1 protein-coding gene (cut by a window edge) is annotated in these 26,096 nt (G+C 75.0%); it reads left to right on the top strand.

Translation table 11 applies throughout. The annotated features are described in order from the left end of the window. Nucleotides 1-26,096: the 3' portion of a type I polyketide synthase gene (locus ACIOGX_RS02700; RefSeq protein ID WP_401909681.1), read on the top strand. It extends 2,554 nt beyond the left edge of the window; only the last 26,096 of its 28,650 coding nucleotides appear in the window; its start codon lies off the left edge, out of view; its stop codon occupies nucleotides 26,094-26,096.

Genomic DNA, 26,096 nt, shown 5'->3' with positions numbered 1-26,096 from the left:
CGGACACCGGGGGCCACGCCGCGCTGCCCGCGCTGCGGGCCGGCCGCCCCGAGACCGACACCCTCACCACCGCGCTGGCCGGACTGTACGTACGCGGTGTCACCGTCCGCTGGGCGGAGTACTTCGCGGGCACCGGCGCGCACCGTCACGACCTGCCGACCTACGCCTTCCAGCGCCGCAGGTACTGGCCCAGGGGAGGCGCCCAGAACCAGTCGGCCGACCTGCGGGCCGCCGGGCTCGGCGCGGCCCACCACCCGCTGCTCTCCGCCGCCGTCTCCCTCGCCGACTCCGAGGGCGTGCTCCTCACCGGCCGGCTCTCGCTCCAGTCCCACCCCTGGCTCGCCGACCACGCGGTGCGCGGCACCCCACTGCTGCCCGGCACCGCCTTCCTCGAACTCGCCCTCCGCGCGGGCGACGAGGTCGGCTGCGACCTGGTCGAGGAACTGACCCTGGCCGCGCCGCTGATCCTCCCGGAGCGGGGCGGTATCCAGGTCCAGCTGTGGATCGGCAACCCCGACGACTCCGGCCGCCGCACCGTCAACGTCTACTCGCGCCCCGAGGGAAGCGACGAGACGGCCTGGACACGGCACGCCACCGGCGCGCTGGCCGTCGACGAGCGGGCCGGGGAGCGGGGCGCCGGGTTCGACGCCGCGGTGTGGCCCCCCGCCGGGGCCGAGCCCGTCGCCGTCGAGGGCGTCTACGACCGGCTGGCCGACGACGGCTTCGCCTACGGCCCGGTCTTCCAGGGCCTGCGGGCCGCCTGGCGGCGCGACGACGACGTGTACGCCGAGATCGTGCTGCCCGAGGGCGGCGCGGCCGACGCCGACGCGTTCGGTCTGCACCCCGCGCTGCTGGACGCGGCGCTGCACGCGGCGTCCTTCGTCGACCTCGGCGCGGACAGCCGCGGCGGACTGCCCTTCTCCTGGGAGGGCGTGTCGCTGCACGCGACCGGCGCCTCCGCGCTGCGCGTACGGCTCTCCCCGGCCGCCGAGGACGCGGTCTCGATCACCGTCGCCGACACCTCGGGCGAACCGGTCGCCTCCGTCGAGTCGCTGGTGCTGCGCGCGGTCGCCGAGCGGCAGTTGGGCGGCGCCGCCACGGCCGCCCGCGACGCGCTGTTCGGCCTGGACTGGGTCCCCGTACGGCAGGGCGCGAACGCCCCCGGATCCGTTGCCCTGGTGGGCGCCGACGCGTTCGGACTCGCCGGGACCGAGGCCCTGGCCGAAACGGCCGCGGTCCATCCGGATCTGGCGGATCTGGCGGCGGGCGAGGAGCCGGTGCCGGCGGTCGTGCTCATGACCGTCGGCGGTACGGCCGACGCGGACGCGGCGCGCTCCGCCCACGCGCTGACCGCCGAGGTCCTGGCGTCGGCGCGGGCCTGGCTCGCGGAGGAGCGGTTCGCCGGATCACGGCTGGTGTTCGTGACGCGCGGCGCGGTGGGCGGCGCCGATCCGGCGTCGGCCGCGGTGTGGGGACTGGTGCGCTCCGCGCAGTCGGAGAACCCCGGCAGCTTCGGACTGGTCGACCTGGACCCGGCGGCGCCCGTCGCGCTCCCGCTCGGGGCGCTGGACACGGACGAGCCGCAACTGATCGTGCGGGACGGCGAGATCAGGGCCGGACGGCTGGTGCGCAGGGCGCTCGGCGAGATCGGGGCCGGGCCGGTCTGGGACACCGAAGGCAGCGTGCTGATCACCGGGGGTACGGGCGGTCTGGGCGCGGTCATGGCGCGGCATCTGGTGACGGAGCACGGCGCGCGCCGGCTGCTGCTGGTGAGCCGCCGGGGCCCGGACGCCGAGGGCGCAGGAGCGCTGAAGGACGAGCTGACGGAGCTGGGCGCCGAGGTCACGGTCGAGGCGTGCGACGCCGCCGACCGCGACGCGCTGGCCGGGCTGCTGGCCCGCCACACCGTCTCCGCCGTGATCCATACGGCGGGTGTGCTGGACGACGGACTGCTCGGTTCGCTCACTCCGGAACGGCTGGACACGGTCCTGCGTCCCAAGGCGGACGCGGCCTGGAACCTGCACGAACTGACCCGTGGTCAGGACCTGGCCGCGTTCGTGGTCTTCTCCTCGGTCGCCGGAGTCATCGGCAGCGCGGGACAGGGCAACTACGCGGCCGGGAACGCCTTCCTGGACGCGCTGATGGAGCGCCGCGGGTCCGAGGGCCTGCCGGGCGTGTCCCTCGCCTGGGGTCCCTGGGAGCGTACCGGCGGTATGACGGGCTCCCTGGCGGAGGCCGAGGCGGAACGGCACGCACGCTCCGGGGTGCCCGCGCTCCCCGTCGAGCAGGGCGTGGCGCTGTTCGACGCGGCGCTGACCACCGGCGAGGCGGCCGTCGTACCCGTACGCCTGGATCTGCCGGTGCTCCGCGCCCAGGGTGACGTACCGCCGCTGCTGCGGTCGTTGATCCGCATCCGCGTACGCCGCGCGTCGTCCGTCGCGGGGGCGGGTACGGCCGGCGGCCTCGTCCAGCGGCTGACCAGGCTGGAGGCGACCGGGCGCGCCGAGCTGCTGCTCGATCTCGTACGCGGACAGGTCGCCCTCGTCCTGGGACACGCCAGCGGCGCGGACATCGACGCCGGGCGCGCCTTCCGTGAGCTGGGCTTCGACTCGCTGACGGCGGTGGAACTGCGCAACCGGCTCGGCACCGTCACCGGACTGCGGCTGCCCGCCACCCTGGTCTTCGACTACCCGACCGTGCGCGCCCTGGCCGCCCACCTCCTCGATGAACTGCTGGGCTCCGACGCGGCGGTGGCCGTGCCGGCCGCCACGCGGACCGCCGCGGTGGCCGACGACCCCATCGTGGTCGTCGGGATGAGCTGCCGCTATCCGGGCGGGGTCGCCTCGCCGGAGGATCTGTGGCGGCTGGTCACCGAGGGCGCGGACGCCATCTCCGGCTTCCCCACCAACCGCGGCTGGGACATCGAGTCGCTCTACCACCCGGACCCGGACCACGCCGGTACGGCGTATACCCGCTCGGGCGGATTCCTGCACGAGGCGGGCGAGTTCGACCCGGCGTTCTTCGGAATGAGCCCCCGCGAGGCGCTCGCCACCGACTCGCAGCAGCGGCTGCTGCTCGAAGCCTCCTGGGAGGCCGTGGAGCGGGCGGGCATGGACCCGACGACGCTGCGCGGCAGCGCGACCGGGGTGTTCGCCGGGGTGATGTACAGCGACTACGGCGCGGTGCTGGCGAGCCCGGAGTTCGAGGGCTTCCGGGGCGGCGGCAGCTCGGCGAGCCTGGCCTCCGGCCGGGTCTCCTACACGCTGGGCCTGGAGGGCCCCGCGGTGACGGTGGACACCGCCTGCTCGTCGTCGCTCGTCGCGATGCACTGGGCCATGCAGGCGCTGCGCAGCGGCGAATGCTCGCTGGCCCTGGCCGGCGGTGTGACGGTGATGTCGACCCCGTCGGTGTTCGTGGACTTCGCCCGCCAGCGCGGCCTGTCGCCCGACGGCCGCTGCAAGGCGTTCTCCGACTCGGCGGACGGCGTCGGCTGGTCCGAGGGCGTCGGCATGCTGGTCCTGGAACGCCTCTCGGACGCGCGGCGCAACGGCCACGAGATCCTCGCCGTGGTCCGGGGCTCGGCCGTCAACCAGGACGGAGCGTCGAACGGTCTGACCGCCCCCAACGGCCCGTCGCAGCAGCGCGTGATCCGCCAGGCACTGGCGAGCGGCGGACTGTCGGCCGACGACGTCGATGTGGTGGAGGCGCACGGTACGGGCACGACGCTCGGCGACCCGATCGAGGCGCAGGCCCTGCTCGCCGCGTACGGCCGGGACCGCGACCCGGAGCGCCCGCTGCTGCTCGGCTCCGTGAAGTCGAACATCGGTCACACGCAGGCCGCCGCCGGTGTCGCCGGTGTGATCAAGATGATCATGGCGATGCGGCACGGGGTGCTGCCCCGGACGCTGCACGTCGACGCCCCGTCCTCGCATGTGGACTGGTCCGAGGGCGCGGTGGAGCTGCTCACCGAGCAGACCCCCTGGCCCGAGACCGGCCGCCCGCGCCGGGCCGGCGTCTCCTCGTTCGGTATCAGCGGCACCAACGTCCACACCATCGTCGAGCAGGCCCCGCGCACTGCGGCCCCCGCGCGCACCGCCCCGCGCCGCGAGCCCGGAGCCGTGCCCTGGCTGATCTCGGGCCGGACCCGGGACGCCCTGCGCGGCCAGGCCGCCCGGCTGCTCTCCTACGTACAGGCGCGGCCCGGACTCGACCTGGTGGACGCGGCGTTCTCGCTCGCCACCACCCGTACCCGGTTCGAACAGCGCGCCGCCGTCGTGGCGGGGGACCGTACCGCGCTGCTGCGGTCCCTCACCGCGCTCGCCACCGACCGCCCCGACGCCGGACTGATCGAGGGCGAGGCGGCACGGCGGGGCAGGACCGCCCTGCTCTTCACCGGCCAGGGCAGCCAGCGGCCCGCCATGGGCCGCGCACTGTACGAGCGGTTCCCGGCGTTCGCCGAGGCGCTGGACGCCGTGCTCGCCGAGCTGGACCCCCTGCTCGACCTGCCCCTGCGCGAGGTGCTGTTCGCCGGCGAAGGCACGGCCGAGGCCGCGCTGCTGGACGAGACCGGCTGGACCCAGCCCGCGCTGTTCGCCTTCGAGGTCGCGCTGTTCCGTCTCGTACGGTCCTGGGGCGTCACCCCGGACTTCGTGGCCGGCCACTCGATCGGTGAACTCGCGGCGGCCCATGTCGCGGGCGTGCTGTCGCTCGCGGACGCCTGCGCGCTGGTCGCGGCCCGCGGCCGGCTGATGCAGGCGCTGCCCGCCGGCGGCGCGATGGCCGCGGTACAGGCGGCCGAGGACGAGGTCACCCCGCTGCTCGCCGGCCGCGAGGACACCGTCTCGATCGCCGCGGTCAACGGGCCGGGCTCGGTCGTCGTCTCCGGCGACGAGGACGCGGTCCTGGAGATCGCCGCCGCGTTCGACGCGCGCGGGCGCAAGACCAAGCGGCTGCGGGTGAGCCATGCCTTCCACTCGCCGCGCATGGCCGGGATGCTCGACGCGTTCCGCACCGTCGCCGAAGGACTCACCTACCACGCGCCGCGGATCCCGCTGGTCTCCAACCTGACCGGCGCCCTCGCCACCGACGAGGCGATGTGCTCGGCTGAGTACTGGGTCGCGCACGTCCGCGAAGCGGTCCGCTTCGCCGACTGCGTGCGCACCCTGCGCGACGCCGGCACGACCACCTTCGTGGAACTGGGCCCCGACGCACCGCTCTCCGCCATGGTCCAGGACACCCTGGGCGACACCGGCGACGCCGGACTCGTCCCGCTCTGCCGCGCCGACCGCGGCGAGGAGACGGCCGTCACCACCGCGCTGGCGCGGCTCCAGGTACAGGGCGGCACGGTCGACTGGGCGGCCTACTTCGCGGGCGGCGCCCGCCGCGTCGATCTGCCCACCTACGCCTTCCAGCACACGTTCTACTGGCCCGAGCTGCCCACGGCCGCCGCCACGGCGAGCACCGACCCGGGGGACCAGCGGCTGTGGGCGGCCGTGGAGCGCGGCGACGCCGACGAGCTGGCCGCCCTCCTCGGTCTGGGCGAACAGGAACACGACTCCCTCGGCTCCCTGCTGCCCGCGCTGACCTCCTGGCGCCGCGGCACGCGGGAGAAGACCCTGCTGGACTCGCTGCGCTACCGCGTCGAATGGACCGGGCTCGGCAAGCCGGCCGCCCCGGTCCTGGACGGCACCTGGCTGCTCGTCACGAGCGACACCGGCACCGGCACCAACACCGACACCAATACCGACGCCGAAGCCGCGCCCGCCGGGGACGGCGACGACCTCGCCGAGCGGCTGACGGGCGCGCTCAGCGCCCACGGCGCGCGGGTACGCCGCCTCGTCCTCGACCCCTCGTGCGCCGACCGGCAGGTGCTGGCCGCGCGGCTCCAAGCCGCCGCGTCCACCGACGGTTTCGACAGCACCGCCCACGTACTCTCCCTGCTCCCTCTCGACGAGCGCCCGAGCGACGGTCACGCACCGCTCACCCACGGCCTCGCCCTGACGCTCGCGCTCGTCCAGGCACTCGACGACACCGGATCCCGGGGACGCCTGTGGACGGCCACCCGGGGCGCCGTGTCCACCGGCCCCGCCGACCCGGTCACCCGCCCCGTCCAGGCCGCCGCCTGGGGCCTCGGCAGGACCGCGGCCCTGGAGTACCCGCGGCTCTGGGGCGGACTGATCGACCTGCCCGGCACGCTCGACCAGCCGGCCGCGCAGCGGCTCGCGGGCGTGCTCGCCACGAAGGACGCCCCCGACGGCGAGGACCAGGTCGCGCTGCGCGCCTCCGGCGTCCTCGGCCGCAGGCTCGTCCGGTACACCGTCGACGCGCTGCCCGCCGCGGAGGAGTTCACCGCCCGCGGCACCGTACTGGTCACGGGCGGCACCGGTGGCCTCGGCGCCGAGGTCGGCCGCTGGCTGGCCCGCTCCGGCGCCGAGAACCTCGTCCTCACCTCCCGGCGGGGCCCGGACGCCCCCGGCGCCGCCGAACTCCGCGCCGAGCTGGAGGAGCTGGGCGCGCGCGTCGAGATCGTCGCCTGCGACGCCGCCGACCGCGACGCGCTCGCCGCCGTACTCGCCGGCATCCCGGACGAACTGCCGCTGACCGGCGTCGTCCACACCGCGGGCGTCGGCCAGTACGGCCCGCTGGCCGAACTGACCCCCGCCGAGTTCGCCGGGCTGACCGCCGCGAAGCTGGCGGGCGCCGCCCATCTCGACGCCCTGCTCGGGGACCGCGAACTCGACCTCTTCGTCCTCTTCGGCTCCATCGCCGGTGTCTGGGGCAGCGGCGGCCAGAGCGCCTACGGCGCCGCCAACGCCTATCTCGACGCCCTCGCCGAGCACCGGCGCGCCCGGGGACTGACCGCCACCTCCGTCGCCTGGGGTCCCTGGGCCGAGGCGGGCATGGCCACCGACGAGGCGGTCTCCGGCGCCCTGAGGCGTCAGGGACTCGGCTTCCTGGAGCCGGGCCCGGCCATGACCGAACTGCGCCGCGCCGTCGTCCGGCGGGACATCACCGTCACGGTCGCCGACGTCGACTGGGACCGCTACGCGCCCGTCTTCACGTCCGTACGTCCCAGCGCGCTGCTCACCGGCCTGCCCGAGGTACGGGCGCTCGCCGACGCCGGCTCCGGCGCACCGGACGGCCCCGGTGGCGCCTCGGAGTTCGTCACGCGCGTACGCGCCCTGGACGGACCCGAGCAGGACCGGCTCCTCTCCGACCTCGTACGGAGCGAGGCCGCGGCGGTCCTCGGCCACAGCTCCGCCGACGGCGTCCCGGAAGGACGTGCCTTCCGCGACATCGGCTTCGACTCGCTGACCGCCGTCGAACTGCGCAAGCGGCTCTCCGGCGTCACCGGTCTCACCCTGCCGAGCACCATGGTCTTCGACTACCCGACCCCGGTGGAGCTGGCGCGGTATCTGCGGGCCGAGATCCTCGGCTCCGTCCTGGAGGTGACGGGCCCGGTCGCCACCGGCGCGGCCGACGACGAGCCCCTCGCCATCATCGGGATGAGCTGCCGGTTCCCCGGCGGCGCCGACTCCCCGGAACAGCTGTGGGACCTGGTCACCCACGGCGCGGACGCGGTGACGGAATTCCCCGTCAACCGCGGCTGGGACACCCAGGGGCTCTTCGACCCCGACCCCGACCGGCAGGGCAAGACCTATTCGACACTCGGCGGATTCCTGCACGAGGCGGACGCGTTCGACCCCACGTTCTTCGGCATCTCCCCGCGCGAGGCGCTGGTGATGGACCCCCAGCAGCGGCTGCTGCTGGAGACGTCGTGGGAGGCGTTCGAGCGCGCGGGGATCGACCCCGCCGAGGCGCGCTCCAGTCTGACCGGTACCTTCATCGGCTCCAGCTACCAGGACTACGGACTCGGCGCGGGCGACGGCGCCGAGGGCCACATGGTCACCGGCAGCAGCCCGAGCGTCCTGTCCGGACGCATCTCGTACGTCTTCGGGCTCGAAGGCCCCGCCGTCACCGTCGACACGGCCTGCTCGTCCTCGCTGGTCGCACTCCACCTGGCCTGCCAGTCGCTGCGCAACGGCGAATCCACGCTCGCCATCGCGGGCGGCGCCACGATCATGACCACGCCCGCCCCCTTCGTCGCGTTCAGCCGGCAGCGGGCCCTCGCCCAGGACGGCCGCTGCAAGGCGTTCTCCGACGAGGCGGACGGGATGACGCTCGCCGAGGGCGTCGGCATCCTGCTGGTCGAGCGGCTCTCCGACGCACAGCGCAACGGGCACCCGGTCCTGGCCGTGATCCGCGGCTCGGCGATCAACCAGGACGGCGCGTCCAACGGACTCACCGCCCCCAACGGCCCCTCGCAGCAGCGGGTGATGCGCCAGGCGCTGGCCAACGCGCGCCTCGCCCCCTCCGACATCGACGCCCTGGAGGCGCACGGAACCGGAACGCCGCTCGGCGACCCGATCGAGGCGCAGGCGCTGCTGGCGACGTACGGCAGGGACCGTGACCCGGAGCGCTCCCTGCTGCTCGGCTCGGTCAAGTCCAACATCGGGCACACCCAGTCCGCCGCCGGTGTGGCGAGCGTCATCAAGATGGTGATGGCACTGCGCCACGGCGTCCTGCCCAGGACGCTGCACGCCGAGAACCCGTCCTCGCACGTGGACTGGTCCTCCGGCACCGTGCGGCTGCTGCACGAAACCGTCGAGTGGCCCGAGACGGGCCGCCCGCGCCGGGCCGCCGTCTCGTCGTTCGGCATCAGCGGCACCAACGCCCATACGCTGCTGGAGCAGGCGCCCGTGGCCGACGAGCCCGAGGAGGCCGGTCCCGCGCTCCCGCCGGTGCCCGTCGCGGGCGGCGTCGTCCCGTGGGCCGTCTCGGCGAGGACCGGAGCCGCGCTGCGCGAGCAGGCGGACCGGCTGGTCTCGTACGTCGAGAACGCGGACCCCGCGCCGCGCCCGCTCGACCTGGGCTTCTCGCTCGTCGCGTCCCGCTCGGTCTTCGAGCACCGCGCCGTGGTGGTGCCCACGGAGGACAGCGACCCGCTGGAGGCGCTGCGCGCCGTCGGGACCGACGGACCGTCGTCCGTGGTGGCCCGGGGCGTGGCCGATGTCGAGGGCAAAACGGTCTTCGTCTTCCCGGGGCAGGGCTCGCAGTGGGCCGGAATGGGCGCCCGGCTGCTGGACGAGTCGCCGGTCTTCGCCGAGCGGATCGGTGAATGCGCCGCCGCTCTCGGCGAGTTCGTGGACTGGTCCCTCATCGATGTGCTGCGGGAGACGGAGGGCGCGCCCACGCTGGAACGCGTCGATGTCGTCCAGCCCGCCTCGTTCGCGGTCATGGTGTCGCTCGCGGCCCTCTGGCGCTCGCGGGGTGTGGAGCCCGCGGCGGTCGTGGGCCACTCGCAGGGCGAGATCGCGGCGGCCGTCGTGTCCGGCGCGCTGTCCCTGCGGGACGGCGCCCGGGTCGTGGCGCTGCGCAGCCAGGCGATCGGCCGCACGCTGGCCGGCCACGGCGGAATGATGTCCGTGGCACTGCCGGTGGAGCAGCTGGAGAGCCGTCTTGAGACCTGGTCGGGCCGGGTGTCGGTGGCCGCCGTCAACGGGCCGCGCTCGGTCGTCGTCTCCGGCGAACCGGACGCCCTGGACGATCTGTCGGCGGAGCTGACGGCCGAGGACGTACGGGTCCGCCGCGTCGCGGTGGACTACGCCTCCCACTCCGCGCAGGTCGAGAATCTGCGCGACGAACTCCTCGACGTGCTCGCGCCGGTCCGCCCCCGCGCCTCCGACGTCCCGTTCTTCTCGACGATGACCGGCGACTGGCTGGACACCGGGGAGATGGCCGCGGACTACTGGTTCCGCAATCTGCGCCGGCGGGTCCTCTTCGCCGACGCCGTACGCGCGCTGCTGGGCGCCGGGCACCACGCCTTCATCGAGGTCAGCTCGCATCCCGTACTGACCATGTCGGTGCAGGACATGATCGACGAGACGGCCGAACCGGCGGTCGCCACCGGCACATTGCGCCGTGACCAGGGCGGCGTCTCCCGCTTCCTGCTCTCGGTCGCCGAGGCGTACGTACGCGGCGTCGAGGCCGACTGGGCCGGGCTCTTCGCCGGCACGGGCGCCCGCCGGGTCGAGCTGCCCACCTACGCCTTCCAGCACGAGAGGCTCTGGGCCGTACCGCCATCCCCCGCGCACGCGGTCGCCGCCGACCCCGCCGACGAGGAGTTCTGGACGGCGGTGGAGCGGGAGGACCTCTCCGCGCTGACGTCCGCCCTGGGCACGGACGAGGACTCCGTGGCCGCCGTACTGCCCGCGCTGTCGTCGTGGCGCAGGTCCCGCAAGGACCGCGACACCGTCGACTCCTGGCGCTACCGGGTGTCCTGGACACCGGTGGGCACCGTCCCGCGTCGGTCGCCGGCCGGCAGCTGGCTCGTCGTCTCCGCCGACGGGCACGACACCGGTGAGGTGGCCGACGCGCTCGGCGGCCAGGGCACCGAGGTGATCCGGCTGGTCCTGGACGAGTCCTGCGCGGACCGCGCGGTCCTCGCCGAACGGCTGTCCGGCCTCGGCCAGTTCGCCGGAGTCGTCTCGACGCTCGCCGCCGCGGAGGAGCCCGGCGAACTCCATCCCGGACTGACGCTCGGCCTCGCGCTGACCGTCTCGCTCGTCCAGGCCCTGGGCGACGCCGGAATCGAGGCGCCGCTGTGGTTCCTCACCCGGGGCGCGGTCTCCACCGGCCGCTCCGACGAGGTCACCTCGCCCGTCCAGGCGCTGGTGTCCGGCGTCGGCTGGACCGCCGCGCTGGAGCACCCGCAGCGCTGGGGCGGCGTCATCGACCTGCCGCAGGCGCTCGACCGGCGGGCGGCCGAACGCCTCGCCTCCGCGCTCTCCGGCGCACTGGGCGAGGAGGACCAGCTCGCCGTCCGCCCCTCCGGTGTCTTCACCCGCCGTATCGTCCGCGCCGGAGCGGGGGAGCAGGAGGTCCCCCGCGACTGGACGCCGCGTGGCACCACGCTCATCACCGGCGGCTCGGGAACCCTCGCGCCGCATCTCGCCCGCTGGCTGGCCGCACAGGGCGCCGAGCACCTGGTGCTGATGAGCCGCCGGGGCATGGACGCCCCGGGCGCCGCCGAACTGGTCGCGGAGCTGGCCGCGTCGGGCACCGAAGCCGCCGCCGTCGCCTGTGACGTGACCGACCGCGACGCCGTCGCCGCGCTCCTCGCGGACCTCAAGGCGCAAGGCCGTACCGTACGCACGGTCGTCCACACCGCCGCGCTCATCGAGCTGTACTCCCTCGCCGAGACCACCCTGGACGCCTTCTCCCGCGTCCTGCACGCGAAGGTGACCGGGGCGCGGGTCCTGGACGAACTCCTCGACAACGACGACCTGGACGACCTGATCCTGTACTCGTCCACCGCAGGCATGTGGGGCAGCGGGGCGCACGCCGCCTATGTGGCGGGCAACGCCTATCTCGCCGCGCTCGCCGCCCACCGGCGCGCCCGCGGTCTGCGCGCCACCTCCCTGTCCTGGGGCATCTGGGCCGACGACCTCAAGGCCGGCCGTGTCGACCCGAAGATGATCCGCCGCAGCGGTCTGGAGTTCATGGACCCGCAGCTCGCGCTGAGCGGACTGAAGCGGGCCCTGGACGACGACGAGACCGCCATCGCCGTCGCCGACGTCGACTGGGACACGTACCACCCCGTCTACACCTCCAGCCGCCCGACGGCACTCTTCAGCGAGGTCCCCGAGGTCCGCGCGCTCACCGAGGCCGCGGAACAGACCACCGGCACCGTCGTGGAAGGCGAGTTCACGGCCCGGCTGCGCGCGCTGTCCGCCGCCGAGCAGGAGCGGCTGGTGCTGGAGACCGTCCGTACCGAGGCCATGGCCGTCCTGGGCCTCTCGTCCCCCGACGCCCTGCCCGACCAGCGCGCCTTCCGTGACGTCGGCTTCGACTCGCTCACCGCCGTCGGACTGCGCAACCGTCTCGCGTCCGTCACCGGCCTGACGCTGCCGACGACCATGGTCTTCGACTACCCGAGCCCCGCCGCGCTCGCCGGCTTCCTCCGCTCCGAACTGGCCGGCGCGCGCGGCGCCTCGGACCCGGCCGCCGTCACCGCGTCCCTCTCCGCCGCCGACGACGACCCGATCGCCATCGTCGGCATGAGCTGCCGCTACCCCGGCGGGGTCACCTCCTCCGAGGAGCTGTGGAAGCTCGTCCTGAACGGTACGGACGCCATCTCCGGCTTCCCCGCCGACCGCGGCTGGGACGCCGAGGGGCTCTACGACCCGGACCCGGACCGCTCCGGCAGGACCTACTCCGTCCAGGGCGGATTCCTGCGGGACGTCGCCGAGTTCGACCCCGGCTTCTTCGGGATCTCGCCGCGCGAGGCCATGTCGATGGACCCGCAGCAGCGCCTGCTGCTGGAGACGGCCTGGGAGGCATTCGAGCACGCCGGGATCGACATCGTCGCCCAGCGCTCCAGCCTCACCGGCACCTTCATCGGCGCCAGTTACCAGGACTACGCGTCCAGCGTGGCCAACTCCGCCGAGGGCTCCGAGGGCCACATGATCACCGGCACGCTCTCCAGCGTGCTGTCGGGCCGGGTCTCCTACCTCTTCGGCTTCGAGGGCCCCGCCGTCACCCTCGACACCGCCTGCTCCTCCTCGCTGGTCGCGCTGCATCTGGCCTGCCAGTCGCTGCGCAACGGCGAGAGCTCCCTCGCGCTCGCCGGCGGCGTCAGCATCATGTCCACCCCCAGCGCCTTCGTCGGTTTCAGCCGGCAGCGGGCGCTCGCGGTCGACGGCCGCTGCAAGGCGTACGCCGAGGCCGCCGACGGGATGACGCTCGCCGAGGGCGTCGGGCTGGTCCTGCTGGAGCGTCTCTCCGACGCCCGGCGCAACGGCCACCCCGTACTCGCGGTCGTCCGCGGCTCCGCCGTCAACCAGGACGGCGCGTCCAACGGACTCACCGCCCCCAACGGCCCCTCCCAGCAGCGGGTCATCCGCCAGGCCCTCGCCAACGCCGGACTCGCGTCCCGCGAGGTCGACGTCATCGAGGGCCACGGCACCGGCACCGCGCTGGGCGACCCCATCGAGGCACAGGCCCTGCTCACCACCTACGGACAGGACCGGGACGCCGAACGGCCCCTGCTCCTCGGCTCGGTGAAGAGCAACATCGGCCACACCCAGATGGCCTCCGGCGTCGCCAGCGTGATCAAGATGGTGCACGCACTCCAGCAGGGCATCGTGCCGAAGACCCTGCACATCGACACCCCGTCCTCGCACGTGGACTGGTCCTCCGGCGCCATCGGTCTGCTGACCGAACAGGCCGACTGGCCCGAGACCGGCCGGCCGCGCCGCGGCGCCGTCTCCTCCTTCGGACTCAGCGGCACCAACGTGCACACCATCCTCGAACAGGCCCCCGCGGACGAGCCCGTGGACCGGCGCGCGGAGGAACCGGCACCCGACAGCGGGTCCCGCCCCGGCGTCCTGCCGCTGGTGGTCTCCGCCAGGAGCGAGGCCGCGCTGCGCGCCCAGGCGGGACGGCTGCTCTCGCTGGTGGAGGAGCGCCCCGACGCGCGCCTCACCGACCTCGCCTTCTCCCTGGCCATCTCCCGGGCCGCTCTGGAGCGCCGCGCCGCCGTGGTGGCGGGGGAGCGTGACGAACTGCTGCGGGGCCTGCTGGCCCTGCGCGACGGACTGCCCGGCCCCGGCGTCATCGACGGCGGTACGGGCCGTGGCCGTACGGCGTTCCTCTTCACCGGCCAGGGCAGCCAGCGCCCCGGCATGGGCCGGGAGCTGTACGAGCGGTTCCCCGTCTTCGCCGACGCGCTCGACGCCGTACTGGCACGGGTCGACGGCGCGCTGGACCGGCCGCTGCGCGAGATCCTCTTCTCCGCCGAGGGCTCGCCGGAGGCGGCCCTGCTCGACCGGACCGCGTACGCGCAGCCCGCTCTCTTCGCCGTCGAGGTCGCGCTGTTCCGGCTGGCCACCTCCTGGGGCATCACACCGGACTATCTCGCCGGGCACTCCATCGGCGAACTCGCCGCCGCGCACGTCGCCGGGGTGTTCTCCCTGGAGGACGCGTGCGCCCTGGTGGTGGCGCGCGGCCGGCTGATGCAGGCACTGCCCGAGGGCGGCGCGATGATCTCCGTGCAGGCCGCCGAGGACGAGGTCCTGCCGCTGCTCGCCGGACGCGAGGACCAGGTGTCCATCGCCGCCGTCAACGGCCCGGCGTCGCTCGTCATCGCGGGCGCCGAGGACGCCGTCCTCGACATCGCCGCGACGCTCGGGGCCGACGGGCGCAAGACCAAGCGGCTGCGGGTGAGCCATGCCTTCCACTCGCCGCTCATGGACGCCATGCTCGACGACTTCGCGCGGGTCGCGCGGGGCGTCACGTACCACCCGCCGGTGATCCCCCTCGTCTCGAACGTCACCGGTTCGCTCGCCACCGACGACCAGGTGAGCACCCCGGAGTACTGGGTCACGCACGTGCGGCGGGCCGTGCGCTTCGCCGACGGGATCAACTGGCTCTCCGCACAGGGCGGGGTCCGCACCTTCCTGGAGACCGGCCCCGACGGCGTGCTCTGCGGCATGGCCAGGGAGAGCCTCACCGACGCGCCGCGCACCGGACTGCTCCCGCTGCTGAGGGCCGGCCGGCCCGAGGAACAGACGGTCGTCACCGCACTGGCCGGGGCGCACGCCCACGGCGTGGACGTCGACTGGGCCGCGTACTTCGCGGACACCGGCGCCCGCCGCATCGAGCTGCCGACCTACGCCTTCCAGCGCGAGCGCTACTGGCCCGACACGCTCGCCGTCGCACCCCCGGAGGAGAGCGCGGGCAGCGCGGCGGACGCCGAGTTCTGGTCGGCCGTGGAGCGCGACGACATCGGCTCGCTCGCCGCCTCGCTCGGCCTCGACGACGCGACCGTCACCGCGATGGTCCCGGCGCTCACCGCCTGGCGCCGACGCCGCGACGAGCAGTCCGAGGTGGACGCCTGGCGCTACCGGGTCACCTGGAAACCGCGGAGCGGATCCACCGGGCCGACCGCGCTCACCGGCCGCTGGCTCGTCCTCGCGCCGTCCCGTACGGATGACGCCGAATGGTCCGCCGAGGTCGTCCGCGCCCTCGGCACCCCGACCGTCCTGTGCGAGGTCACCGGCGCCGACCGGACCGCGCTCGCCGCACGGCTGGCCGGACTCCGCGCAGAACACGGGGAGTTCGCCGGAGTCCTGTCGCTGCTCGGCCTCGCCGGCTGCGAGAGCGTCGCCCGCACCGGCGTACCGGACTCCCTCCTCCTGACCACCGTCGCCGTACAGGCGCTCGGCGACGCCGGGATCGGCGCGCCGCTGTGGGCCGTCACCCGCGGCGCGGTCTCCGTGGGCCGCTCCGAGCCGGTGGTCGGACTCGACCAGGCCGCCGTCTGGGGCCTCGGCCGTGTCATCGCGCTCGAACAGCCCGACCGCTGGGGCGGCTGCGTCGACCTGCCCGAACGGCTCGACGCCCACACCGCGCGCAGGCTGCGCGGCGTCCTGGCCGGGACCGGCGGCGAGAGCGAGTCGGCCGTACGCGCCTCCGGCGTCTTCGTACGCCGGCTCGCCCACGCCCCCGCCGCGCGGAGCGACGGGCGCCCGTTCGACCCGTCGGGCACCGTCCTGATCACCGGCGGCACCGGCGGCCTCGGCGGATATGTCGCCCGCGGTCTCGCCCGCGCCGGCGCCGAACACCTGCTGCTCGTCAGCCGGCGCGGCGAGGACGCCCCCGGCGCGGACGCGCTGCGCACCGAACTGACCACGCTCGGCGCCCGGGTCACCCTCGCGGCCTGCGATGTCGCCGACCGCGAGGCGCTGGCCGCCCTGCTCGGCACCATCCCCGAGGACACCCCGCTCGGCGCGGTCATCCACACGGCCGGTGTCGTGGAGGACAGCGTGGTGGACACGCTCACCCAGGACAGCTTCAGGACCGTCCTGGACGCGAAGGTCGCCTCCGCGCGCCATCTGCACGAACTGACCGCCGGGCTGCCGCTGTCCGCGTTCGTCCTCTTCTCCTCCACGGCGGGCGTCTTCGGCGCCGCGGGACAGGGCAACTACGCCGCGGCCAACGCCTATCTGGACGCCCTCGCCGAATACCGGCGCGCGCACGGACAGACCGCGCTCTCGGTCGCCTGGGGCCCCTGGGCCGGATCCGGCATGGTCGCCGACGCGGCCGAGATCGAGACCCGCGTACGGCGCGGCGGATTCGAGCCGCTCGCCCCGGAACCCGCCGTCCGCGCCCTCTTCCGGGCCATCGAGCAGGACGACACCGCCCTCGCGCTCGTCCACATCGACTGGACCCGCTTCCTCCGCGCCTTCGCGGCGACCCGCCCCCTGCCGCTCGTCGGCGACCTGCCCGAGGTACGGCGGTCCGCCACCGCCCCGTCCGGCGCCGCCGGCGGGGAGCCGGAACCGCGCCAGCGGCTCGCGGAACTCCCCGAGGCGGAGCGCGCCGGATACGTACGGGACCTGCTGCGCGGTCAGGTGGCAGCCGTGCTCGGTCACTCCGACGCCGGTGCCATCGAGGACGACCGGGCCTTCCGCGACCTCGGCTTCGACTCACTGACCACACTCGAACTGCGCAACGGGCTCGCCGCCGCCACCGGGCTCAGCCTCCCCGTCTCCCTCGTCTACGACCGGCCGACCCCGCGCGAGATGGCCGAGTTCCTGCTCCACGAACTCCTCGGCTCGCTGCCGGAACCGGCCGCCGCCACGCCGCCGGCAGCGGGACGCCCCCTCGACGACGACCCGATCGCCGTCGTCGGCATCAGCTGCCGCTTCCCCGGCGGGGTCTCCTCGCCCGAGGAGCTGTGGCAACTGCTCGACGAGGGCAGGGACGGCATCACCCGCTTCCCGGAGGACCGGGGCTGGGACATCGAGGCCCTCGGCGCGGGCGCGTCCGACACCCTCGAAGGCGGATTCCTCACCGGGGTCGCCGACTTCGACGCCCGCTTCTTCGGTATCTCGCCGCGTGAGGCGCTGGCGATGGACCCGCAGCAGCGCCTGCTGCTGGAGACCACCTGGGAGGCGCTGGAGCGGGCCGGGATCGACCCGTCCACCCTGCGCGGCTCCACCACCGGCGTCTTCGTCGGCACCAACGGCCAGGACTACCCCCACCTGCTGCGCCGGTCCGCCTCCGACGTCCAGGGGTACGTGGCCACCGGCAACACGGCCAGTGTCATGTCCGGCCGGCTCTCCTACGCCCTCGGCCTGGAGGGCCCGGCGGTCACCATCGACACCGCCTGCTCCTCCTCGCTGGTCGCGCTGCACTGGGCCGGCAAGGCACTGAGCGCCGGTGAGTGCTCGCTGGTGATCGCGGGCGGCGTCTCGGTGATGTCGAGCCCCGACTCCTTCGTCGAGTTCTCCACTCAGGGCGGACTGGCCCCCGACGGCCGCTGCAAGGCGTTCTCCGACTCCGCCGACGGCACCGCCTGGTCCGAGGGCGTCGGCATCCTGGTCCTGGAACGGCTCTCCGACGCCGTACGCAACGGACACGAGGTCCGCGGCATCATCCGCTCCACCGCCGTCAACCAGGACGGCGCCTCCAACGGGCTCACCGCCCCCAACGGCCCCTCGCAGCAGCGGGTGATCCGGCAGGCCCTCGCCGACGCCGGACTGACCGCCGCCGACATCGACGCCGTCGAGGCCCATGGCACGGGCACCACCCTGGGCGACCCGATCGAGGCCCAGGCCCTGCTCACCACCTACGGCCGGGACCGGGAGCGCCCGCTGCTCCTCGGCACGGTCAAGTCCAACATCGGCCACACCCAGGCCGCCGCCGGCGTCGCGGGCGTCATCAAGATGCTGCTGGCGATGCGGCACGGCACCCTGCCCAAGTCGCTGCACATCGGGGCCCCCTCCGCGCATGTGGACTGGACGGCGGGCGACGTCCGGCTGCTCACCGAGCCGGAGGCATGGCCGGAGACCGGCCGCCCGCGCCGCGCCGGAGTCTCCGCGTTCGGCGTCAGCGGTACGAACGCGCATGTCATCGTCGAGCAGGCACCGGCCGTCGAGGCGCCGTCGGCGGAGACCGCCGAGCCCGTCGCCACCCCGGCCGTCGTGCCGTGGATCGTCTCCGGCAGGACCCGCGAGGCGCTCCACACCCAGATCGACCGGGTCACCTCCTTCGCCGCGGCGCACAGCGGCCTCTCCGCGCTGGACATCGGCCGCTCGCTCGCCACGGACCGTACGCTCTTCCCGCACCGCGCGGTGCTGCTGGCCGGCCCCGACGGCGTACGGGAGAGCGCGCGCGGTGTCGCGCGCCGCGCCCCCGGCACGACCGCGTTCCTCTTCTCCGGCCAGGGCAGCCAGCGCGGCGCCATGGGCCGCGAGCTGTACGAGCGGTTCCCGGTCTTCGCCGAAGCCCTGGACGCGGTGCTCGCCCATCTGGACACGGAGCTCGAATTCCCGCTCAGGGAAGTGCTGTTCGCCGATCCGGGCACCTTCGAGGCGGAGCTGCTCGACGAGACGGGATGGACCCAGCCCGCGCTGTTCGCGGTCGAGGTGGCGCTGTTCCGGCTTGCCGGATCCTGGGGCCTCACCCCGGACTTCGTGGCCGGGCACTCCATCGGTGAGATCGCCGCCGCGCACGTGGCCGGGGTGTTCTCCCTGGCGGACGCCTGCCGGCTGGTCGCGGCCCGCGCCACGCTCATGCAGGCGCTCCCGCAGGGCGGCGCGATGGTCGCCCTCCAGGCCACCGAGGACGAAGTCGCCCCGCTGCTGGACGGCGACGTCTCCATCGCGGCCGTCAACGGCCCGCGCGCACTGGTCATCGCCGGTGCGGAGGACGCCGTGCTGGAGATCGCCGAGGTGTTCGCCTCCGACGGCCGCCGCACCAGGCGGCTGCGGGTCTCGCACGCCTTCCACTCGCCGCTGATGGACCCGATGCTCGCGGACTTCGCCCGGGTCACCGAGTCACTCACCTACGAGGAGCCCCGTATCCCGGTGGTCTCCAACCTGACCGGCGCCCTGGCGACGGCGGACGAACTGCGCTCGCCCGCCTACTGGGTACGGCATGTACGCGAAGCCGTACGGTTCGCCGACGGCGTGCGCACCCTGCGCGACGCCGGGGCCGGAACGTTCGTGGAACTGGGCCCCGACGGCGTGCTCGCCGCGATGGCCCAGCAGAGCCTGGACGGTGTCGAGCCCGCGCCCGCGGTGGTGCCGCTCCTGCGCAAGGACCAGGGCGAGGAGGCGGCCGTCGTCGCCGCGCTCGCCGCGCTGCACACACACGGCACGGGACCGCGCTGGGCCGCCTTCTTCGAGGGCCTGGGCGCGCGCCGGGTCGAGCTGCCGACGTACGCCTTCCAGCGCGAGCGGTACTGGCCCGAGCCCGCCGCGCTCGCCGCCGCCGGCGCGCCCGACCCGGTGGACGCCGAGTTCTGGTCGGCGGTGGAGCGCGAGGACCTGGAGTCGCTGGCCGCCTCGCTGGACCTGGACGGCGACACCGTCACCACGATGGTGCCCGCGCTCTCGGCCTGGCGCCGCCGCAGGGGCGAGCAGTCCGCCGGTGCCACCTGGCGTTACCACGAGACCTGGACACCGCTCGCCGCACCAGCCGCGACCGCGCCGTCCGGCGACTGGCTGGTGATCGTGGCGGCCGGCGACGACTCGCCGTGGCTCTCCGCCGCCGTCGAGGCGCTGCGCACGGGCACGGCACGGCTGGACACGGTCGTGGCCGACCCCGCCGACCCCAGCGGACTGGCGGCACGGCTGGCCGCGGCGCGCACGGACCGGGACGGAGCCCGCTGCACCGGCGTCGTCTCCCTGCTCGCCGCCGCGGCCACGGCCGCCACCGACGCCGGGTACCTGCCCGCGGACGCGGCCTGGCCCGACGCGCTGCTGACGGCGCTGGGCGAGGCGGGGATCGACGCGCCCCTGTGGTGCGTCACCCGCGGCGCCGTCTCCGTGGCCCCCTCCGAACCGCCGCTCAGCGCCGGGCAGGCCGCCGTATGGGGCCGGGGCCGGGTCACCGCCCTGGAGCAGCCCGACCGCTGGGGCGGCCTGATCGACCTCCCCGGGACGATCGACGCCCCGACGGCCGCCGCCTTCGCCGCGATCCTGACGGACGATCAGGGCCGTGACGGGGAGGACCAGATCGCGGTCCGCGCCGACGGAGCCCGCGGACGGAGGCTGGCCCGTACGACCACCACACCGGCCAACCCGTCCGGCGCCTCCTGGCGGCCCACCGGCACGGTGCTCATCACCGGCGGTACGGGAACGATGGGCGGCCTGGCCGCCCGCAGGCTGGCCCGCGAGGGCGCCAGGCATCTCGTACTGACCGGCCGTCACGCCGCCGACCTCGCCGGGGCCGACGCGCTCGAAGCCGAACTGAAGCGGCTCGGCGCCACCGTCACCTTCGCCGTCTGCGACCTCTCGGACCCCTCGGACCTGTCCGACCTCTCCGGCGATGACGCGCTGAGCGCACTGCTCGCCGCGCTCCCCGAGGACGCGCCGCTGACCGCCGTGATCCACGCGGAGGAGGCGACCGCCACCGGCACCGCGGCCCTCGCCGCCGCGGCGGCCGGAGTCGGCCGGCTCGACACCGTCCTCGGCGACCGGCCGCTCGACGCGTTCGTCCTCTTCGGCACTGTCGCCGGGGTCTGGGGCGTCCGGGGCCGGGCGGACGAGGCCGCCCTCGGCGCGTACCTCGACGCCTTCGCCCGGCAGCGCCGAGCCCGGGGAGCCACCGCGCTCTCCGTCTCCTGGAGCGCCTGGTCGGACGCGGTCGACACCTCCATGGCCGCGCACCTGCGGATGAACGGACTGCCGGTCCTGGACGCCGACGCGGCGCTCGCCGCGCTCGGCAGGGCCGTCGCGGACGGCGAAGCCGCCGTGACCGTGGCCGACGTGCGCTGGGGGACCTTCGCACCGGCCTTCACCGAAGCACGCCGCAGCGCCCTGCTGGCGGACCTGCCCGAGGCGCGCGAGGCCGTCGCCACGGCCGAACACGACCGCGGCGACGAGCGGCCGGCGGCCGACGCCTACCGGCGGCGGCTGCTCGAACTGCCCGAGGCGGAGCGCGCCGACGCCCTCCTCACGCTGGTCACCGACAAGGCCGCCGTGGTCCTCGGACACCCGGACACCGCGGCCGTCGAAGCCGATCTGCCCTTCCGCGACCTCGGGTTCGACTCGCTGACCGCCGTCGACCTGCGCAACCAGCTCACGGCGAGCACCGGCGTCGCCCTGCCCGCCACCCTGGTCTTCGACCACCCGACCCCGGCCGAACTCGCGGCCCATCTGCGCGGCCTGCTGCTCGGCGAACTGCCCGACACCGCGGCCCCCGTGGCGGCCTCCGCTCAGAGCGGCGACGACCCCGTCGTCATCGTCGGCATGGCCTGCCGCTACCCCGGCGGTGTCGGCTCGCCCGAGGACCTGTGGCAGCTCGTCATGGACGAGACCGACGCCGTGGGGGAGTTCCCCACCGACCGCGGCTGGGACCTCGACACCCTGCTCGGCGGCCCGCCCGAGGGCGGACGCGGACGCAGCACCACCGGAAACGGCGGCTTCCTCTACGACGCCGCCGACTTCGACCCCGGAGTCTTCGGCATCTCGCCGCGCGAGGCCATCGTGATGGACCCGCAGCAGCGCATCGTGCTCGAAGCGGCCTGGGAGGCGCTGGAGCGGTCGGGCATCGACGCGGCGACCCTGCGGGGCAGCACCACCGGCGTCTACGTCGGCGGCGGCAGCGGCGACTACCGGCCGCCGGCCGAGGCGGGCCAGTGGGAGACGGCCCAGTCGGCGAGTCTCCTGTCCGGCCGGCTCGCGTACTCCTTCGGCCTCCAGGGACCGACGGTCTCCGTCGACACCGCCTGCTCCTCGTCGCTGGTCGCCCTGCATCTGGCGGCCCAGGCGCTGCGCTCGGGCGAATGCTCCCTCGCGCTGGCCGGCGGGGTGACCGTGATGGCCACCCCGGCGGGCTTCGTCGAATTCAGCGCCCAGGGCGCGCTGTCGCCCGACGGCCGCTGCAAGGCGTTCTCCGAGGACGCGGACGGCACCGGCTGGTCCGAGGGCGTGGGCATGCTCGTCGTCGAGCGGCTCTCCGACGCCCGGCGCAACGGCCACCACGTCCTGGCGGTCCTGCGCGGCTCCGCCATCAACCAGGACGGCGCCTCCAACGGACTGACCGCGCCCAGCGGACCCGCCCAGCAGCGGGTGATCCGGCAGGCGCTCGCCAACTCCGGCCTGACGGCCCCCGAGGTGGACGCCATCGAGGCCCACGGCACCGGCACCAGGCTCGGCGACCCGATCGAGGCACAGGCGCTGCTGGCGACCTACGGCCAGGACCGCGACCCGGGGCGCCCGGTGCTGCTCGGCTCGCTGAAGTCCAACATCGGCCACACCCAGGCCGCCTCCGGTGTCGCGGGCGTGATCAAGATGGTGATGGCGATGCGGCACGGCACCCTGCCGCGGTCGCTCCACGCCGGAACCCCGACCTCGCACGTGGACTGGACGGCGGGCGCCGCCCGGCTGCTCACCGAACCGGTCGCCTGGCCCGAGTCGGGCCACCCGCGCCGCGCCGGAGTCTCCTCCTTCGGTGCCAGCGGCACCAACGCCCACGTCATCCTGGAACAGGCGCCCGCAGGGTCCGCGCCCGCACCCACCGCGCCCGGAGCGCCCGTTCGCGAGGCGGAGACACTGCCGGTCCTGCTCTCCGGCAAGTCCGGGAACGCGCTGCGGGCCCAGGCGCGCCGGCTGCTCGCCCACGTGACGGCGCGGCCCGACGACCCGCTGACCGACCTGGCGTACTCGCTCGCGACGACCCGCGCGGTCCTCGACCACCGGGCCGCCCTGACGGTCACCGGCCGGGACGGTCTGCTCGCGGGACTCGCCGCGCTGGCCGACGGCGGTACCGCCTCGGACCTGGTCGAGCACCAGGTGGAGCGGACCGGGAAGCGCGCGTTCCTCTTCTCCGGCCAGGGTTCGCAGCGGATCGGCATGGGCCGCGAACTGTACGAGGCGGTCCCGGTGTTCGCGGAGGCGCTCGACACCGTACTGAGCGCGCTGGACGCCGAGTCCGGACGTTCGCTGCGTGCGGTGATGTGGGGCGACGACGCCGAGGCGCTGAACGAGACGGGCGTCACCCAGCCCGCGCTGTTCGCCGTCGAGGTGGCGCTCTTCCGGCTCGTGGAGTCCTGGGACCTGAGGCCGGACTTCGTGGCGGGCCACTCGATCGGTGAGATCGCCGCGGCGCATGTGGCGGGGGTGTTCTCGCTGGAGGACGCGGCCCGGCTGGTGGTCGCGCGGGCCCGGCTGATGCAGGCCCTGCCGGCCGGTGGTGCGATGGCCGCCGTCCAGGCCACCGAGGAGGAGGTCCTGCCGCTGCTCTCGGAGCGGGTCTCCGTCGCGGCGGTCAACGGCCCCACGTCGCTGGTGATCTCCGGTGACGAGGACACGGTCCTGGAGGTCGCGGCCCGCCTGGAGGCCCAGGGCCGCAAGACGAACAGGCTGCGCGTCTCGCACGCGTTCCACTCGCCGCTGATGGACCCGATGCTCGACGAGTTCCGCGCCGTCGTCGCCGGGCTGTCGCTCCGGGCGCCCCGTGTCCCCGTGGTGTCCAACCTGACCGGCGCCCAGGCCACGGCAGACGAACTGTGCTCGCCGGAGTACTGGGTACGCCACGTCCGCGAGGCCGTCCGCTTCGCCGACGGCGTACGGACCATGGCGGAGCGCGGCGTGACCACGTTCCTGGAGCTGGGCCCGGACGGGATCCTCTCCGCACTCGCCCAGGAGACGGCGCCACGCGGCGCCGTGGCCGTACCGGTCCTGCGCAAGGGCCGGGGCGAGGAGACCACGCTCGTCACCGCGCTCGCCCGGCTGCACGTCCACGGGGCGAGCCCCCGATGGTCCGCGTTCTTCGCGGGCACCGGAGCCCAGTGGACCGATCTCCCCACCTACGCCTTCCAGCACGGCCGGTTCTGGCCGGACGTCATGCCGGGCGCCACCGCCGCCGACGCCGCCGCGCGGGAGACGGAGACCACGGACCGGGCGTTCTGGGACGCCGTGGAACAGGAGGACTTCGCCTCGCTGGAATCCGCCCTGGACGTCGAGGGCGACGCCCTGTCCAAGGTGCTGCCCGCCCTGATGGACTGGCGCAGGCAGCGGAACGACGAATCGGTCGTCGACGGCTGGCGCCACCGGATCGTCTGGAAGGCACTGGCCGGCGCGTCCCTCGCCCACCGCAAGCCGCTGACGGGCACCTGGCTCGCCGTGGTCCCCGCCGAACTGACCGGGGACGCCTGGGTGTCCGGCGCGCTCGACGCGCTCGGCACCAAGGTCGTACGGCTGGCCGCGGACAGCCCCGACCGGGCCGCGCTGGCCGGCGAACTGCGCGACCTCGCCGCGAGCGCGCACGCCGAGGACGGCACGCGGTTCGCCGGTGTCGTCTCGCTCCTGGCACTGCGCGAGACCCTCGCGGGCAGCGTGCCCGGGGGAACCGCCCTCACCGCCGTACTGCTCCAGGCACTCGGCGACGCCGGGATCGACGCGCCCCTGTGGTGCGCCACCCGGGGCGCCGTGTCCGTGAACCGCGCGGACGGCGCGCACCGCCCGCTCCAGGCCGCCGTATGGGGCCTCGGACGGGTCGCCGCGCTGGAGTACCCGGAGCGCTGGGGCGGTCTCGTCGACCTCCCCGGGACGCTGGACGAGCGCGCCGCCGCGGGCTTCGCGGCAGTGCTCGCGGGCCTCGACGGCGAGGACCAGGTGGCGGTACGCACCTCCGCGGTCCTCGCCCGGCGTCTCGTACGGGCCCCCGGCAAGCGGTCCGCCCGCGCCTGGGACCCGGACGGCACCGTCCTGATCACCGGCGGCACCGGCGCCCTCGGCGGCCAGGTCGCCCGCCGGCTCGCCAGGGACGGCGCCCAGCACCTGGTGCTGCTCAGCCGGAGCGGCCCCGAGGCACCGGGCGCCGACGCCCTGCGCGCCGAACTCGACGCCCTCGGCACCGCCGTCACGATCGCGGCCTGCGATGTCGCCGACCGCGCCCAACTGGGCGCCGTACTGGCCGGCATCCCGGCGGAGCACCCGCTCACCGGCGTGGTCCACGCGGCCGGTGTCCTGGACGACGGAGTGCTCGACCGGCTCACCCCCGAGCGGTTCGAGGCGGTCTTCCGCGCGAAGGTCACCTCGGCCCTCCTGCTCGACGAACTGACCCGAGAGCTGGACCTCACGGCGTTCGTGCTCTTCTCCTCCGCCTCCGCGGCCGTGGGCAACCTCGGCCAGGCCAACTACGCCGCCGCCAACGCCGTCCTGGACGCCCTGGCCGAACGGCGCGGGGCCCAGGACCTGCCCGCGACCTCCATCGCCTGGGGCGCCTGGGGCGGCGGCGGAATGGCCGGCGGGGCCGGCGCCGACGAGGCCGCCAAGCGCGCCGGAATCGGTGCCATGGACCCGGAGCTGGCCTGCGAGGCGCTGCTCCGGCTGGTCATGGAGCCCGAGCCGACCGCGGTCGTCGCCGACGTCGCCCTGGACCGCTTCGTCGGAGCCTTCGGCGCGGCCAGGCCGAGCGCGCTGCTCCGCGAACTCCCCGGCTACGCCGAGAGGGTGGCCGCCACGGCGGCGACGCCCGGAAGCGGCGCGGCCGAGGGCGGTCTGCGGGACCGGCTCGCGGGCCTCCCGGCGAACCGGCGGCTGGAGAAGGTCGTGGACCTCGTCCGTACCCGGGCCGCGCAGGTGCTCGGCTACCCGGACACGGACGCCGTCGGCGCCGAACGGTCCTTCCGGGACCTCGGGGTGGACTCGCTCGGAGCCGTCGAGCTGCGCAACCAGCTCAGCACGGCCACCGGCCTGAGCCTCTCCGCGACGCTCGTCTTCGACCACCCGACGCCCACGGCCCTCGCCGGGCATGTGCTCGGCGAGCTGATCCCCGACGAGGCGGACGCGGCCGGGGCCGACGGCGAGGAAGCGGAGATCCGGGCCCTGCTGGCGTCCGTACCGCTCGCGCGGCTGCGGGACATCGGCGTGCTGGAACCGCTGCTCCAACTGGCGGGCCGGGGCGAGACGGCCCCGGAGCGGGACGAGGAGACCGACGACACCGACGAGTCCATCGACGCGATGGCAGTGGCAGACCTGGTGCGGGCCGCGCTCAACGGCCAGTCCGACGCGTAG

The organism is Streptomyces sp. NPDC088147 (genome assembly GCF_044741565.1).
GTDB lineage: Bacteria > Actinomycetota > Actinomycetes > Streptomycetales > Streptomycetaceae > Streptomyces.
This window is presented reverse-complemented; position numbering and strand designations above follow the sequence as displayed.